This window comes from Anaeromassilibacillus sp. D41t1_190614_C2 (genome assembly GCF_015558525.1).
Taxonomy (GTDB): domain Bacteria; phylum Bacillota; class Clostridia; order Oscillospirales; family Acutalibacteraceae; genus Anaeromassilibacillus; species Anaeromassilibacillus stercoravium.
Genome location: NZ_JADMOD010000001.1, coordinates 1 through 16948 on the forward strand (window position 1 = coordinate 1; position 16948 = coordinate 16948).

Annotated in this window: 11 protein-coding genes; 6 read left to right on the plus strand and 5 right to left on the minus strand. The window is 54.9% G+C overall.

Going from position 1 to position 16948, the window contains the following annotated elements; all coding sequences use genetic code 11:
* The first annotated feature begins 470 nt into the window (after positions 1–470).
* On the plus strand, positions 471–902 hold the full coding sequence (locus tag I2G69_RS00010; protein ID WP_195559987.1) for a MarR family winged helix-turn-helix transcriptional regulator: 432 nt from the start codon (positions 471–473) through the stop codon (positions 900–902).
* Positions 903–1032: 130 nt separating this feature from the next.
* Here I2G69_RS00010 and I2G69_RS00015 read toward each other — a convergent pair whose 3' ends face one another.
* Positions 1033–1275 carry a helix-turn-helix domain-containing protein gene (locus tag I2G69_RS00015; RefSeq protein ID WP_191395459.1) on the minus strand — a complete coding sequence of 81 codons (243 nt, stop codon included), beginning with the start codon at positions 1273–1275 and terminating at the stop codon, positions 1033–1035.
* A 217-nt stretch (positions 1276–1492) separates the two neighbouring features.
* Between I2G69_RS00015 and I2G69_RS00020 the strand changes: the two genes are divergently transcribed.
* The 3 genes from I2G69_RS00020 (at position 1493) to I2G69_RS00030 (ending at position 7008) form a co-directional block, all read left to right on the plus strand.
* Positions 1493–5251 (plus strand): phosphoribosylformylglycinamidine synthase, encoded by a 3759-nt coding sequence (locus I2G69_RS00020; protein ID WP_195559988.1) that lies wholly within the window; start codon positions 1493–1495, stop codon positions 5249–5251.
* A gap of 61 nt (positions 5252–5312) precedes the next feature.
* Complete coding sequence (gene alr / locus I2G69_RS00025) at positions 5313–6512, plus strand: alanine racemase (RefSeq protein WP_191395457.1); 1200 nt, start codon at positions 5313–5315, stop codon at positions 6510–6512.
* Between the two features lie 154 nt (positions 6513–6666).
* Entirely contained in the window at positions 6667–7008 is a 342-nt protein-coding gene (locus tag I2G69_RS00030) for a GIY-YIG nuclease family protein (RefSeq protein WP_191362759.1), read from the plus strand.
* Between the two features lie 72 nt (positions 7009–7080).
* Here the strand turns inward: I2G69_RS00030 and I2G69_RS00035 are convergent, their stop codons facing one another.
* A complete protein-coding gene (locus tag I2G69_RS00035; RefSeq protein ID WP_087229631.1) occupies positions 7081–7323 on the minus strand; it encodes a helix-turn-helix domain-containing protein in 243 nt (80 codons plus the stop codon).
* A gap of 127 nt (positions 7324–7450) precedes the next feature.
* Between I2G69_RS00035 and I2G69_RS00040 the strand changes: the two genes are divergently transcribed.
* Complete coding sequence (locus tag I2G69_RS00040) at positions 7451–7921, plus strand: hypothetical protein (RefSeq protein ID WP_195559989.1); 471 nt, start codon at positions 7451–7453, stop codon at positions 7919–7921.
* A 101-nt stretch (positions 7922–8022) separates the two neighbouring features.
* Here I2G69_RS00040 and rbr read toward each other — a convergent pair whose 3' ends face one another.
* The 3 genes from rbr to I2G69_RS14110 form a co-directional block, all read right to left on the minus strand.
* The gene (rbr, locus tag I2G69_RS00045) at positions 8023–8565 is read right to left on the minus strand and encodes a rubrerythrin (protein WP_087229637.1); all 543 of its coding nucleotides are present in this window, start codon (positions 8563–8565) and stop codon (positions 8023–8025) included.
* Between the two features lie 192 nt (positions 8566–8757).
* On the minus strand, positions 8758–9654 hold the full coding sequence (locus I2G69_RS00050; protein ID WP_191395455.1) for a PHP domain-containing protein: 897 nt from the start codon (positions 9652–9654) through the stop codon (positions 8758–8760).
* Between the two features lie 183 nt (positions 9655–9837).
* The gene (locus I2G69_RS14110; protein ID WP_195559990.1) at positions 9838–15960 is read right to left on the minus strand and encodes a glycoside hydrolase family 97 catalytic domain-containing protein; all 6123 of its coding nucleotides are present in this window, start codon (positions 15958–15960) and stop codon (positions 9838–9840) included.
* 379 nt (positions 15961–16339) lie between these two features.
* On the opposite strand from I2G69_RS14110, the gene I2G69_RS00060 reads away from it, so the two are divergent.
* Entirely contained in the window at positions 16340–16936 is a 597-nt protein-coding gene (locus I2G69_RS00060) for a hydrolase (protein WP_191362755.1), read from the plus strand.
* The last annotated feature ends 12 nt before the right edge of the window (positions 16937–16948 follow it).

The window sequence follows — 16948 nt, forward strand, 5'->3', positions numbered from 1 at the left end:
ACGCTGCCGGGGCGCACTTTTAAGGTGACCCCATCCAGCGCTTTCACGCCAGGGAATACTTTGGTGATGTTGTTCATCTCCAGCACGTATTCACCCATTGCATCAGTCCTCCTCCCATTGCTTTCTTCTTCATGCTTTTGTAACTCCTCGCAGGATAAAATTAGCGGGTCATACAACTATAATATATAAGAAAACACCTAATATATAGCTATATTAACCTGTTTTGTATATAAATTAGTTGCATAACCAATCAATTAAATTATAGGAACAAAAAGCAGGGTTGTCAATATAAAATAAAAAGTTGTAGGAAGATCGAAGAAATTCGTAGACTTTTAGAGGATAAGTTTAAACCACTAAAACGATAAAAGTGATAGAGTCGAATTTTCATTGACATTCTTTTTCCGTTAAGCTAAAATTTAAAGGAAGAGTTTATAAAGGAGCAAATATCCTCGCTATTGGAGGGACGACAGATGCATGGGCCATATTGGGATTACATCAAGATTTTTTCCGTAATCTATTGGCAATCGCAAAGCTTCTGCGCGAAACGGTTGAAAGACTTGGGCGTGACCTGCGGGCAATTTATGTACATCCTTTGTATTTGTGATAATCCTGGGATCTCCCAGGAGAAGGTTGCGGAAAGCACTTGCATCGACAAGAGCACCGTGGCAAAGGCCGTACAGCAGCTTCTGCAAGGCGGGTTTATCACGCGGCAGATCAGCGCGGAGGACCGGAGAGTCAATGAATTGTATCCCACAGAAAAGGCGAAGGAGATCTATCCAAAGATTGTGGAGATCATCGATAGCTTTAATATGGGGCAGCTCGAAGGTTTAACCGATATCGAACGGGATATTTTTATGCGTTTGCTGCAAAAAGTCTTTAACCATGTGAAGCCAAAGACATAGCGCATATCTGTAAAAGCATAAAAAGGGAGGACGCACACTGGTGCGTCCTCCCTTTTTCAGCGAACCCGTTTAACGGCGAGAATCCCCGGTGCCGTCATAGGCCGGTTTTCGAAAGAACCGGCGGGTTTGTTTATGGAAGCCACGGGCGGTGCTTCTTTTTGGGCGGATAGGGCGCCCGTTCGTCCGTCAGCTCCGCCAAGTAGTCCATGCTGGATTGGTAGAAGCTTGCCAGACGAACAAGAATCCCTAAAGGGACACGGGATGTTCCATCTTCGTATTGGGCGTACGTTTCCGACGATATATGTAAAATCTTTGCAACGCCCTTTTGCGAAAGGCCGCATTCTATCCGCAATGCACGCATACGAGAAAGCATTTCTTTCACCTCCTCAGCTATATTAATAAAGTTCTTCGGAATGTGGAAAGTTTTAAGGGGAATTCCCTTGCGTAAAGATTTTGCGATGGCTTTAAGAGGGAAAGAGACGAAATTCCGCGGTTCGTCCTCTTTATTAAGCGCTGCAAATATGCTATGATATGAATATCAATATCTGCCTGGCCGGTGGGACGGTGCAGGTGGGGAAACGGGGGAAACAATGTCTGACGTAATCAGAGTATTTGTCGAAAAGAAACCCGGCTTCGACGTGGAAGCACAGCACATGAAGGCGGACCTGGTGGAAAACCTGGGGATGCCGGTCGAAGATTTGAAACTGCTGAACCGGTACGACGTTTCCGGGTTGAGCCGTGAAGAGTTCGAGGCCGCACGCGGCACCATCTTTTCCGAGCCAAATGTCGATACCGTTTATGACGAGGAATATCCGCTGCCCGAGGGATATTCCGTTTTTGCCATGGAATACCTGCCCGGCCAGTACGACCAGCGGGCGGATTCCGCTGCACAGTGCGTGCAGCTGCTCACCCAGGGTGAGCGGCCGCAGGTGGTCACCGCCCGCGTGATTGCGATCAAAGGGAACCTGGACAAGGAGAAGCTGGATAAGATCAAGAATTACCTGGTGAACCCGGTGGAGAGCCGCCTGGCCTCCCTGGACAAGCCCGAGTCCCTGGATATGCAGGCGGATGTGCCGCCGGATGTGGCGCGCGTGACGGGCTTTATCTCCTGGGATACGGACGAAATGGCTGCTTATTATGAAAAGATGGGCTTTGCCATGACGATGGAGGATTTGCTCTTCTGCCGCGACTACTTCAAGAACGAAGAGAAACGCGATCCCAGTGTGACGGAACTGCGCGTCATCGATACCTATTGGAGCGACCACTGCCGTCACACCACCTTCTCCACACGCCTGGAGCATATCAAAATTGCAGAGGGCGCGCTGAGCGAGGCAATTGAGGAGGCGTTGCAGGCGTATTATGACGCCCGCAAGGAGGTTTACGGGGAAGATACCGACCGGCCGGTGTCCCTGATGGATATGGCAGTCATCGGCATGAAGCTGCTGCGCAAGCGCGGCCAGATCCCGGACCTCGACCTCAGCGACGAGATCAACGCCTGCTCCATCGAGGTGCCGGTCACAATCGACGGCAAAGAGGAGAAGTGGCTCGTCCAGTTTAAGAATGAGACGCACAACCATCCGACGGAAATCGAACCGTTTGGCGGCGCGGCGACCTGCTTGGGCGGCGCGATCCGCGACCCGCTGTCCGGGCGGGCGTATGTCTATCAGGCCATGCGCGTGACCGGTTCCGGGGACCCGCGCGTCCCGTTTGAAGAGACGCTGCACGGGAAACTCCCAACCCGCAAGATCACTACCGGCGCGGCCAGCGGCTACAGCTCCTACGGCAACCAGATCGGCCTGGCGACCGGCCAGGTCACCGAGCTGTACGACCCCGGTTATGTGGCGAAGCGCATGGAGATCGGCGCGGTGATCGGCGCCTCCCCGAAGGAGAATGTGGTGCGCGAGCAGCCGCAGCCGGGCGACATCATCGTCCTGCTGGGCGGCAGCACGGGCCGTGACGGAATCGGCGGTGCGACCGGTTCCAGCAAGGCGCACACGGAGAAATCGGTCGAGGTGTGCGGCGCCGAGGTGCAGAAGGGCAACCCGCCCACCGAGCGCAAAATCCAGCGCCTGTTCCGCGACCCGAAGGTCTCCCGCCTGATTAAACGCTGCAACGACTTCGGCGCAGGCGGCGTCTGCGTGGCCATCGGCGAGCTGGCGGATGGCCTGGAAATCGATCTGAACAAAGTCCCGAAGAAATATGAAGGCTTGGACGGCACGGAACTGGCGATCTCTGAATCCCAGGAGCGTATGGCGGTCGTGCTGGCCCCGCAGGATGCGGAGGCCTTCTGCGCCGCCGCTGCGGAGGAGAACCTCAACGCGCAGGTGGTGGCCGTGGTCACCGAATCGCCGCGCCTCAAGATGGAATGGCGCGGGGATACGATCGTCAATATTGCGCGCGCCTTCTTGAATACAAACGGTGTGACGCAGCGCACGGATGTGGAAATCGAAGCGCCGGACCCGGATGCGTACTACCGCAAGCAGGTTCCGGAGTGCCTCAAGGGGAAGCGGCTGGCCGAAGCCTTCCAGGAGAACTTGGCGCGGCTGGAAGTTTGCTGCCAGAAGGGGCTTGCCGAGCGCTTTGACGCGAGCATCGGCGCGGCCACGGTTTTGATGCCGTTCGCAGGGAAATACCAGTTGACGCCGGAAGAGGCGATGGTTGCGAAGCTGCCGGTGATCCATGGGGAGACGGACGACGCCACAGCGATGAGCTATGGCTACATCCCCGGGATTGCGCGCTTCTCACCGTTCCACGGGGCTGCCTACGCCGTCGTGGAGAGCCTTTCCAAGCTCTGTGCAGTGGGTGCAGACCCGCTCAGCTGCCGCCTGACCTTCCAGGAATATTTTGAGCGGCTCCGCACGGACCCGAAGCGCTGGGGCAAGCCGGCGGCGGCGCTGTTGGGCGCGTTGTCCGCCCAGCTCGGCATGGGCCTGCCTTCGATCGGCGGCAAGGACAGCATGTCCGGTTCGTTCGAGCAGATGGACGTGCCGCCCACGCTGGTCAGCTTTGCCGTCGCAATGACGAAGGCGAGCAAGACGATTTCGGCGGCGTTCCAGCATGCGGGGTCCCGCGTCGTGCTGCTCCCGCTGCCGGAGGACGCCAAGACTATGCTGCCAAACTGGGAGCGTTTGAAGAACTACTATAAGAGAATTGGAGAAAAAATCGCGGATGGGTCCATCCTTTCCGCATCGGTCGTCAAAGAGGGCGGCGCGGCCGCAGCGGTGGCAAAGATGTGCTTCGGCAACGGCATCGGCTTTGACTTCGATACGATGGACGAGGGAATCCTCTTTGCGCCCCTGTCCGGCAGCATCATCGTAGAGCTTGCGCCGGATGTGCCGTTTGAAAATTCGGCCGCGGTACTCTTGGGCAAAACCGTAGAACCGCAGGCCATTCAAATTGGCGGCGAGGTTCTCCCGCTGCAAAAGCTGGTGGAGAGCTGGACCGGTACGTTGGAGAAGATTTTCCCGAATCAGGCCCCGGCGGTCGCTTTGACAAAGGACGTGCCGCTCTATACGGCGCGCAATACGCAGGCCCCGGCGATCAAGGCTGCCAAACCCCGTGTCTTTATCCCGGTATTCCCCGGGACGAACTGCGAGTACGACACCGTCCGCGCGTTCGAAAAGGCGGGTGCGGAGACCGACGTCCTGGTGGTGCGCAACCTGTGCTCCGCGGACATTGAAACGACAATTGAACGCATGGAGAAGGCGATCCGCAACGCGCAGATCATCATGCTGCCCGGCGGGTTCTCCGGCGGCGACGAGCCGGACGGCTCCGGCAAGTTCATCGCAACCACCTTCCGCAACCCGAAAATCGCGGAGGCGGTCATGGATCTGCTCAAAAACCGCGACGGCCTGATGCTCGGCATCTGCAATGGCTTCCAGGCGCTCATCAAATTGGGCCTTGTCCCCTACGGCGAGATCCGCGAGACGAGCGAAACCGCGCCGACTCTGACCTTCAATACGCTGGGCCGCCACGTGTCCCGCATGGTGTATACGCGCATCACGTCGGTGAAATCCCCGTGGTTTGCCAGCTTACAGGCCGGGGATGTGGTGACGGTGCCGGTATCCCATGGCGAGGGCCGCTTTGTGGCGGACGACGAAACGCTGGCCCAGTTGGCCGCCAATGGCCAGGTTGCCACGCAGTATGTGGACCTGAATGGCAACCCGAGCGGCGACATCGCCTGGAACCCCAACGGTTCTGTCTGCGCGATCGAAGGCATCACCAGCCCGGACGGGCGCGTCCTGGGCAAGATGGGCCACTCCGAGCGCAAGGGCGAAAACCTGTACCGCAATATACCGGGTGAGAAAGACGCACGTATTTTTGAATCCGGTGTGGCATACTTTAAATAAATATAGAAGCGGATGGGACGGTATCCGCCAGAATCGAAAACAGTAGGAGCGAATTAGAAGGATGAATGACTTTTTCAGGCGCACATGGGCGGAGATCGACCTGGACGCCGTCGCACATAACTATCATCAGATCAAAGACCGGCTAAACCCAGGCACAAAGGTATGCTGTGTTATCAAGGCGGACGCCTATGGGCACGGGGCGGAACTTTTGGCGCGCGAATATGAGGAGCTCGGCGCGGACTGGTTTGCCGTGTCCAATTTGGAAGAGGCGATCCAGCTGCGCAACGCGGAGATCAGCCTGCCAATCCTGATTTTGGGGTATACGCCGCCGGAGTCGGCAGCGGAACTGGCCCATATGGATGTGGCGCAGGCGGTGCTTTCCCGTGAATACGGGGAGCGCCTTGCCGCCTGCGCGCGTGAGGCTGGCGTCACCGTGCGCGCGCATATCGTGGTGGACACCGGCATGAGCCGGATTGGTTTTCTATATCAGAACCCGGAGCGGGACGCGGATGCGATCGAAGACATTGCGGAGGTATGCGGGCTGGAGGGCTTGGATCCGGAAGGAATCTTCACCCACTTTGCCGTGGCAGATGAGGGAAACGACGGCCGTGGCTACACCCTTATGCAGCTCGACCTTTTTTTAAAGCTAATCGATCTTTTGGCCCAGCGGGGCATCACATTCCGCCTGCGCCATTGCGCCAATTCCGCAGCGGTTCTGGACTATGCGGATGCACAGCTCGATATGGTCCGTCCGGGCATTATCCTCTATGGCTTAAATCCGTCCCGTTCGATCAAAGAACCGCTTGATCTGCGCCCGGTGATGCAGCTCAAGTCCATTGTCTCGATGCTTAAAACCGTGGAGCCGCAGACCAGCATCAGCTATGGGCGGCGCTTCACAACGAAACAACGAACCGTGGTTGCGACCGTGCCGGTCGGCTATGCGGATGGGTATCCGCGCCACCTCTACCACCGCGCCAGCGTGCTGGTGAACGGCCAGCGCGCCAAGATCATCGGCCGCGTCTGCATGGATCAGCTGATGGTGAACGTCACCGATATTCCCGGCGTGAAAGAGGGGGATACGGTCACGCTCTTTGGGCACGACGGGGATGCATTCCTTCCGGTGGACGAACTGGCTGGCTACAACCATACCATCAGCTATGAGCTGGTCTGCTTGCTGAGCAAGCGCGTGCCGCGCATCTACTATCGTGGCGGGGAAGCGGTCGCAGAGCTGGACTATCTCTGCTCCGGAAATGGCAGATAAGAATTTCAAAATGGAGAAGCAAAGGGAAAACGGGGTTCTGTCCGGTTTTCCCTTTTTCTTTGAGATGTGCGGGCAGTGTGCCCTGGAACGCAGGCTGAGGCATCTGAAAGCGATGCAATATCAGAAAGAAATCTTAGATAGGTGTGGTTGATTCATGGACAAAAACGACCGGCGCGCCATTTGTACGGCGTATAAAGAGCGAAAAGGCCTTGGCGGGGTCTACAGCATCACCAACCGCGTGACAGGAGAAAAGCATCTGTTTTCAACGCCCAATCTACAGGGGGCGGAGAATCGTTTCGAATTTATGGTGCAAACGAATGGATGCACGGTTCTGTCCATTCAAAAGGAGTGGGCGTCCTATGGGCCGGATGCATTTTTCTTTGAAGTGTTGGAATCGATGGAACAGGGCGAAACGCAGGGTGCGCGCGAGTTCCGCGAGGACGTGAAAGCGCTGGAAGAGCTTTGGAAGGAGAAACTGGCCGCCGCCGCAAAATGAGCCCAAATAGAAAAAGGCCGCTGGAGAGCATTCTCCAGCGGTCTTTTGTGTTTCAAATGGTAGTTTTGTCCTTTATTGCACTTCTGGTTCTATATGTTCGAACAGATCGTCGTCAAAAAATTCCCGAAGGGTGATTCCGATTCCATCGCATAGCTTCTGTAGGGTGACAACGCCAGGATTTTGGCTTTTGGTATTTAGAATGCTGTAAACGGTTGAAGGGGAAATACCAGCTTGATTGGCCAGTGCGTTGATTGCAAGATCGTGTTCTGCACAGAGTCCCTGAATTCGTTTGGCAACTGCCTCTTTTGCATTCATACAAATCCTCCATCTTCGATATATCGCATATTTAGTGTATGAATGCTTGCGATATTATGTGTGGGATATATCCCAAATCATAAAATTGTGCTATAATATGGGATATATCGCACACAAGGAGGAAAATATGTCTGTTTGTTGCTTTGCCGGACATCGAGATGCAGAAGAAACCATACGCCCTATATTAGACGAGTCTATAAAATGGCATATACTTACAAAGGGAGTAACTGAATTTTTGGTTGGAACCTATGGGAACTTTGATCGGATGGCTTCAGCGTCTGTTTTAGAGAGGAAGAAAGAATATCCTTATCTTCGATTAACGCTCCTAGTCGCTTATCCACCTGCTAGGAAAAGAAACTTTTTGTCTGGATATGACCAAATGATCTATCCCGAAGGATTGGAACTGGTGCCGCCCAGGTTTGCTATTCCGGCGCTAAATCGCTATATGCTTGAAAAATCTGATTATTTGATTGCGTTTGTGAAGCGAAATTGGGGAGGCGCGGCACAGACACTCAAAAACGCAAGACGGCCGGAAGGACAAGGGAATTTGGTTGTTACCAATCTGGGAGAAAAATTGGAACGCAATATATCCGGGTAATGGATTGAATGATAAAGCATATAACATGCAAGAAGCCGCCAGAGAAAGCTCCGGCGGCTTCTTACTATGTAGACATAAGGGGATATAAAAACCTGATTTTATCAATAATTCTTAGCCAAGAGCTGGAAATAGGCCTTCGGATGCGCGCAAACCGGGCAGATTTCCGGCGCTTTCTTACCGATGACAATATGGCCGCAGTTGGAGCACTGCCAGATCATATCGCCGTCTCTGGAAAAGACCAATCCCTCTTCCACGTTCTTGAGCAAAGCGAGGTAGCGGGCTTCATGCTCCTTTTCGATCTTGCCGACCATCTCAAACAGGGCGGCGATGCGGGGGAAGCCCTCTGCGCGTGCATCCTCTGCAAAGCTGGCGTACATATCGGTCCACTCGTAGTTTTCGCCTGCGGCAGCGTCCTTCAGGTTCGTGGCAGTATCCGCGATCTCCCCGTCGTGCAGGAGTTTAAACCAGATCTTTGCGTGTTCCTTTTCGTTGTTGGCGGTCTCTTCGAAAAGATTGGCGATCTGCACATAGCCTTCTTTGCGCGCCTTAGAAGCGTAAAACGTATACTTATTGCGCGCCTGGGACTCGCCTGCAAATGCAGCCATCAAATTTGCTTCCGTTTTGGTACCCTTGATGTTTTCCATAACAAATCCTCCTTGAAATATTTATTAATAATAGGAGTTAATATTATTTTTATGCCTATATTTTACCTGCAAAGGGAGGTTTTGTCAAGGGGGATTTTTTAAAAATTGAGAATAATTCTTGATTTTAGGTAAAAGACTACTCTGCTTAGCGGGGAAAGGGATGCGGCATCCATATAGATGGCGTCAACTTTCTCATAGCTTTGTAGGTGGAAGCTTTTGCAGTGCCTCCTGCAATCCACGCAGTAGCTCTGCCTCCTGTCCGCCACAGTTAAAACCGCCCAGAGTGATGCCCGGCTTGATCTTTCCGTGAAAATCGCTACCACAGCTGACAGCTACGGAAAGCATCTCCGCCTGTTGTACATAGAAAGTAACCTGTTCGGGGGAGTGGTAACTGCTGTACGCTTCGATCCCGCGCACCCCTTGCTCCACAATGCCGTGCAACAAGGCAGTGCCCTCGTGGATGTTGTTTCCCGGATGCGCCAGCACGGGCAACCCGCCCGCGGAACGGACTAGGGCCACGGCTCCCTCTAAGCTTTGAAAGGCGACCGGCACATAGCCGGGCTTCCCCTGTGAGAAGAAGTCCCAATAGATGTTGACATAGGGGTTATCGCTGCGCGCGCCGCCCGGCCGGTAGGGGAGAAGGGCGGGGTTTTCCGGGTCCTGGACCAGGGCTGCCTCGGCGATCATTTCCCCTGTGACAATGCCGCCCTTTTCCCTGCGGAGGGGCTCTGCATCAAACTGAAAGCCCATCGAGTAGGCAAGTTGGATGCGCTGTTCCCCGGCAAGTTGTTCCTGCTTCTGAATCGCCTGTTCCGTTTGGGAAAAGCCGGGGTGATCCGGGTCGATCCAATAGCCCAGCAGGTGCAGGTCGATCCCTTGGTAGGTACAGTCCAATTCCACGGCGGGGATGCATTCGATTCCCAAGGAGGACGCATGGCGCACAGCGCGTGCGACGCCGCGGGTGCAGTTGTGATCCGATACAGCGGCAACGCGCACGCCGTTTTGGGCGCAAAGCTCCATCAATTCTTCCGGGGAATAGGTGCCGTCGTCGCTAAAATGGGTATGCATATGAAGGTCTAACCAGCTCATAATGGTCTCCTTTCCAGATAAGGAAATTTCCAATGGGTTCTTATCTCAGTATAGAGGAAATACAGAGAAAAACCAAGCGCGCTTTTCTCGCGAGGCCCAAACAGGCCGTCCATACAAAAACCTCCCGGCACGTCGGAAAACGTACCGGGAGGCAAAGAATCTGTGGCTTATGCGAAGAAACGATTATTCAACAATCGTTGCCACGCAGTGACGGACTGCGTTCTGGTTCGGCATGGTGGTGTAGATACCGGAGGAATCGCCCACTTTGCCGGTGGCCCAGATGCGGAAGTAGTAGTCGTTGCCGTCCTGCCGTACGAACTGGGTCTTGAATACGCCGTCCGTACCGCTGACGAAGAGCGGCGTTGCGCTGCTGCCGTCGATGACGGTCATCTTGAAGGTGTATGCCTGCCCCTTCTTGATGGAGAGGGCGCCAGTCGTGTCGCTGCGGACGGAACCCTCCTGGACATTTGCTGTAAAGGTGGAGGATGCGCCGTTCAACGTGACGGTGATGATGGATTCGCCCATGGCAGCGCCGTTCAGCTGGAAGCTGTAACCGTCCGCTGTCTTGGTGAGGTACTGTACCGTGACATTGGCATTGTTCGCCGTAACCGTCGGAGCAGTTGCGGAAGTCGTCCGGACATTGAAGACAAAGCGCTCCCCAACGCGGAACGAACAGCTATTGGTTGTGTCGTCCAAAGTGAAGTCCGGCGTTGTAACGGTTGAGGTCGAAGAGGCTGTGCTCCCGGAAGAGCTGCTCGAACCACTGCCAGAACCGCTGCCGGAATTGCCGGAGTTCTCAACCAGGCTGTTGATTGCAGCGGACAGCTTGGTCTCCATATTGCGGATCGTAGTTCCCGCTGCGGGGTCGTCCTCCGCCAGTGTATTGTCATCCAGGACCTTCTGCGCCTCCGCCATCACGTTCGCAAGGTTCTGATAGCTGGCAGCGGTATAGTCGCTGGCATCGATGGACTGTGCAGTCTCCATCAGTTCCTTCAGATGGTCCTTGTTGGCGATCTTGCGCAGGGCGGTGATGGCTGCATTCAAAGCATCGGCTGCTGCGTCCACCTCTTCCTGCGTGGCACTCGGATCGTCATAGACTTTCTTCGCATTCTCCAGGGCCGCCGTGAATGCATCCTGGCCTTCCTCGATGTATTCGCTCAAGTCGATGGACTCAGCCTTTGCGATGACGGTTGCAAGCGTCGATTTATCTGCCTGATGGCGGACGTTGTCGATCGCTTCCTTCAGGTTCTCAACCGCTTCAGTGATTTCCGGTTCCATGGCGTCGCGGTTGTCATAGACCTTTTGCGCTTCTTCCATGACCGCCTTCAGCTCTTCGATGCTGGAAGGATCAAGGCCCTCGGAAGCTTCGATGATTTGGGCTGCAATGTCGAGCTGGATTTTCAGTTCGGTCTTATCGCCGGCCTGGAAGTCGAGGTAGTGGATTGCATCGAGCAATTCGCCCCAAGCGTCGTTGATCTGCTGCTGGGTGACTGCAACGGTCTCGGAAACCGTCTTTGCCTCAGCAAGCGCTTTTTCGAATTTCTCTTGGACACTCGGTACAGCGCCCGCAACTTCCTCGTCCAAGGTCTCTGCATAGTCGATCAGCGTATTGAGAACGCCCTTGCTGACGGTGGTGAAGGAGAAGTCCAAGGTTTCGGCGTCCGCACCCTTGACCGTGTCATAGGTGAACTCGGCCGTGTCCGTGATCTCCTGCGGCTCGCCGTTCAGGAGCACTTCGCTGAACTCGCGTCCATCCATAGAAGGTTTAAAGGAGAGGTTCAATTCCGTTCCCTCTTCGAAATCGCCGGCGTACTTGCCGAGCAGGTTGGCGATGGTCTGCTCTTCGCCGTTGAGCGTGAGCTCTGCGTTTGTGCCATAGTTGACCGTGAAGCTGGTGCTCTCTTCTTTCTCGGGAGCCTCTGCAAAGGCAACTGCTTCGCCGTTTACCGTAAAGTCCTCAAAGGTTGCCGGAAGAGAACCGGTCTTCCGATTGCCATCGACGGCATACAGGCCGATCTTGAGGTCGCCGCTCAAGCCCGACATCTCGACCGGGTCTGCAATCGGCGTCCAAGTCTCGTTGTCATAGCTGTAGAAGGAGGAGAACGTGGTGCCTTCCTTCACAACCTTGAGATAGACGGTGGCATCCTTATTGGCATCCGGGGTGGTATGCTCAGAGAAGCTGCCATTGTTCATGACAAAGTCCGTGAAGATATTGCCGCCAAAGCCGCTGTGATACCGCTTGTATGCGCCATAGATATTGTCCGTATCCTGGTAAACAATGATGCCCGCGGTCTGGTAGTCGCCATTGGGAATGAAGTCGAGCTTCGTGGTGACGGTAAAGTCGCCCTCGGCCGGGGTCAGCATGACGTTCTGTGCATTGTCGGTGCCGGTGTAGAATTCGCCGGGCTGCGTGGTGATCGTGATGGAATGCTCGTCATTGATCGTCCAATATTCCGGATCGTTGCGGATAATGCTCCAATCGTCCGTCAAGACCAGATCCGCCGGTTCGATCGTGACTTCGCAGGAGGCGGTCACTTCGTTGTTGAAGCCGGTCATGGCGGTGATGGTCACGGTGCCAGCCTCATATGCGGTAATCTTGCCGTTCTCGTCGACGGTTGCGATGTCCGGATCACTGGACACCCAGGTAATCGGATCTTGGGCCCCTTCCGGTGTGACAGTGGCCGTCAGCGTAGCCGTCTCGTACTGCTTCATGGTCAGTTCGGTCTGGTCGAGCGTGATGCCGGTGGCTTCGATGTATCTATTGGCAAACGGGACGGCTTCGCCGTTGATGGTGAAGTCCTCAAAGGTAGCCGGCAGGGAACCGCTCTTGCCGTTGCCATCGACCGCATACAGGCCGACTTTGAGGTCGCCGGTCAATCCGGAGACGTTCAGCGGATCGGCAATCTGCACCCACTCGGAATTGTCATAGCTGTAATATGCGGTAAAGGTGGTGCCCTCTTTGACGACCTTCAGATAAACAGCCGCATCCTTATTCGGGTCCGCCTTGGTGTGCTCCGAAGCACTGCCGTTATTCAAAGCAAAGTCGGTGAAGATATTGCCATTAAAGTGGGAGTGATAGCGCTTGTAAGCACCATAGAGATTTTTGTCATCCTGATAGACGATGATACCTGCCGTCTGGTAGTCCGCGCCCGGTACAAACGTGAGCTTTGTTGTGGCGGTGAAGTCGCCCTCCACCGGCGTCAGGAAGACGTTTTCGGCATTGGCGGTATTGCTGTAATACTCGCCCGGCTTAGTGGTGATGGTGATGGAGTTTTCTCCGTTGAGTTTCCAGTTCTCCGGATCGCTGCGGATGATGGACCAATCGCCGGTCAGGGAGAATTCCGGACGGCGCACGGTGACGTCGCAGGTCGCGGTGACGTTGCCGTTGATGCCGGTGGCAGCCGTGATGGTGGTGACGCCCGGCTTCAGAGCAGTGATTTTGCCGTTTAAGACCGTGGCAACCTCTGGATTGCTGGAGGTCCAAGTGACGGTATCATATTCCACGTCCTCCGGGGTGAAGGTAACGGTCAGGTTAGCTGTCTCGTTCGGCTCCATCGTGACCTCGCTTTCGCTCAGCGTGATGGATTCTGCCTGGCTGGGCATGTTCCGGAGGATCTTGATCATCGCGCCGCCGTGCTCGGCCATCGGGATGGTCAAAACCGTATCCTTGTTGACGGTTTCCACGCGGGCCGTGATGTCGTCCACGGTCTCGCCGTCTTCATAGATAAAGGCATAGTAATCGCCCTCGCCGAGGAAGTCCAGCTTAAACTCCGCCGTGCGCTGCTCGTTGCAGATCAGGCCCAGGTACCAGTTTTCGCCGCTTCTGCGCGCGGTGTTGACATATTCGCCCGGCTCGCCGGCCAGCAGCTTGGTCTCATCCCACTGGGTCGGGAAATTCTTGAAGAAGTCGCAGGCGGGGCTGTTGAGATAAGCCTCCGGGCGGTCAGCAAAGCACTGGATGCCGCTCTCATAGGTGACCGTCAAAGCGCCCATCTGTGCGATGGTCATCTGTTTGCGCGTGTTGGTGCGGTGCGAGAACATCGGCGTATAGTCCGCCGGCCCAACTGCACAGCGCATGAACGGCAGCATGCAGTTGTGGTAAGCGCTCACATCAGCGGGACGGAAAAGGTCCTGCTCTGCGCCAAAGATTCCTTCACGGCTGAGGGCGTTCGGATAGGTCCTGCGCTCGCCGGTGGTCTTATTTGCGCCGTGGATGTTGATAAACATATGGTTTTCCGCTGTGAGCTGCATCAGGCGGATATAGAACTGGATATAATCCTGGGACTGGGAATTGAAGAAGTCCGGTTTAATGCCCTTGAAGCCCATGTCCGCCAGCTCTTTGATGCGGCGCTCCGCTTCGTCGCCCTTCTTCAAATCGTTGTGGTTCTGCCAGGCGATCAGGCCGATGCCCTTTTCATTGGCGTAGCTGATCAGATCCTCGGTCCAATCGTGATAGCCGTAATAAGCGAATTCGCTGTGGCCCTGGCTGCTGCCGCTCGGCTGCCAGCCTTCGTCCAGGAGCAGGTATTCCCAGCCCATTTCGGCGGCAAAATCGATGTATTTCTTATAAACGTCCGGGTCGCTGGTGGATTCGCGGTTCAACCATGTCCAGGCAGTGACGCCGGGCTGGATCCAGGAGGTGTCCTCCAGCACATTGGCCGGGCTCAGGTTCTCCGCCATTGTATTTTCAGCAATGTCTGCACTGGTGCCGATGACGGCGAAACGCCACGGGGTCGCAAACGGGGCGGTGGTGTTGATAGCAGATCTCTGCTCGTTGGAGAATACAATGTCGAGGCGGCCGTTCGGGTTGCCGATGATGTCCGCGCCGCAATATTCGCCGTGCAGGCCCGCTTCGGAAATCAAAGAATATTCACCGGTGGGCGTCTTGTACAGCAGCGGCATGCAGTACCGCTCATTGAGCTCGGAAAGCTGTTTTTCTTCTTCCACTTGCTCGTTGTGGTTGATATACGGCATGACATATGCCGTGGAACCCTGCGGGATCTGCAGGGAGGTATTTTCAGAGGAAATCGTGATGGGCGTGCTTTCATCTTCCGCTGTGATCTGATACTTAAAGGCAATGCCGTCGTCATAGGCGCGCACGATAACGCTGAAAGTGACGCCCTCGACGCCTTCCTTCGTAAAGTTGAGCGTGGTCTGGTTCGCATGGTTTTCCACCTGCGTCACCTTGGCGCCGATCAGCTCGTACGGGTCGTTGATCTCCTCGTCGACGCGGTCGACAAAGCTCAGCTCAGAGAAATCGCCCAGGCTGGTGGTCAGCCCCACATAGGAGTTGTCCACAACCAGGTTGTTGTCCTTAAAGGAAGCATAGGAGATCTTCCCATCATGCAGGGCAAAGAGAGCCGTAATACTGCCGTCCGGCGATGCGATCTGCCAGGAAGAGGCCGGGTCGCCCTTGCCGATGATGAGATCCACGGTGGCCTCGCGGACAATATCCCCCTGCGTCAAAGTGCAGGTGATGGTCACAACGCCGTCAGAAACGCCTGTCACAACGCCTTCCGGGGATACGGTCGCAATGCCGTCATCGGAGCTCGCGTAAGCAGCGCTGAGCGTATCCGAGGGGATCACGGCGCCGCCGGTGGAATATCCCACCGGGGTCAGCTGCGTGGTCTTTCCGATTGGCAAAACAGACTGCTGTGCCGTGACTGCTGCGGAATCCAAGGTGGTCTGGATCTCACGGTCGCAGAGGATCTTGGCGTCGCACCAGAGGCTGTGGTCGCAGATGGTGGAGCCGTTTGTGCCATTGTCGGTCTTCAGGGTCAAGGTCTGGGCGCCTTCGGGGATCTCGACATCCACGAACTGCTGCGCTTCGAGCCCAGAAAGATCATCGATGTGGTATTTTTCTACACCGTCAACTTCCACGGTGAACCCACACTCGCCATATTCGCCGTCATATGAGGAGTCCGCCTGAACGCCTATGTACGCTTGGAACGATTTGGCGCCCTGGTTGGAAATGTCATAGACGATTTCGGAAGCAGCATGTGCGCAAATACCCTTCTCATATTCGATGATGTCCAAGTTTTCATTGCGCAAACGCAAGGGCTTGCTGTCGATGTCTTCGTCGATGCCTAAGCTGCTGCCGAAGCCGACTTCGAAGCTTGTCGGGTCCATATCGCTCAGATAGAGCGCAATGTCGCCTTCTTCATCTTCCATGACAGCAGTGACCGCATGGTTGGCAGCGGGTACAACTTGGGCCGCTTGTGCAGCGAGTACCGGCGTTGCTCCGGCAGCAACCATTTGTAGGGCAAGTGCTACTGCGATAAAAGATCGCACCGTCTTTCTTTTCATGGTTTCCTTCATTTCCTTTCTTTCAAATTGGTTTTCGCCTTCTCTAAAAAGGATGGGACCCCCTTTCCAATGTCTGTCCTTCCCGAAAAAATTAATAGCCGATTCGATGGAATGCAAAGTTGATGAATCCTTCTGATTTTTGAGATATTGTATAATTTTATATAAAAAATACTCTTTATTCCATCGATTCTTGTGGTTATAATAGCACGGACATTGTGTAAAATCAACAGATGCAATTATAAATGAGATAAAAATACATAAAATTGAAACAAATTTCCATATGCAATTTCGCTGCCTCCGATCGCCTTTACAGGCACGTGGCTTTCCAGTATAATGGGAAAAGATTGACGGAAAACCCTAAAAGGAAGGCGGGGCATATATGGGATCGAGCTATCAAGAAGAATTCGAAGAAATTTTCCGCAGCAAGGTCACGCGGGAAGGGAGCGCGGCGTTTTTGGAATGGCTTTCCAAGACGGACTTTTTTACCGCGCCGGCCAGCACCAAATTCCACTGCGCTTGTCCCTGCGGCCTGGTGCAGCACAGCGTCAGCGTATACCGCACCATGGTGGAGCGGTATTTTGACCCGGAGACGGACAGCGAGGAGAGCTTTGCGATCTGCGGCCTGCTGCACGATGTATGCAAGGCGCAGTTCTATAAGGAGGGCACGCGCAACGTCAAAAATGAACAGACCGGTGCGTGGGAGAAGAAGCCCTATTATATGATCGAGGACAGCTTCCCCTATGGGCACGGGGAAAAGTCCGTATTCCTGATTGAGCGCTTCCTGCGGCTCAAGACCAGCGAGGCAATCGCCATCCGTTGGCATATGGGCGGATTTGACGATGCGGCGCGCGGCGGCAGCTTCGCCATCAGCCAGGCATACGACCGCTATCCGTTGGCGGTGAAGCTCCATTTGGCCGATCTGGAAAGCACCTATCTGCGTGAAAAAGGCACTTCCGTAGTGCGTGCACAGCGGTAATTCGGAGGCGAA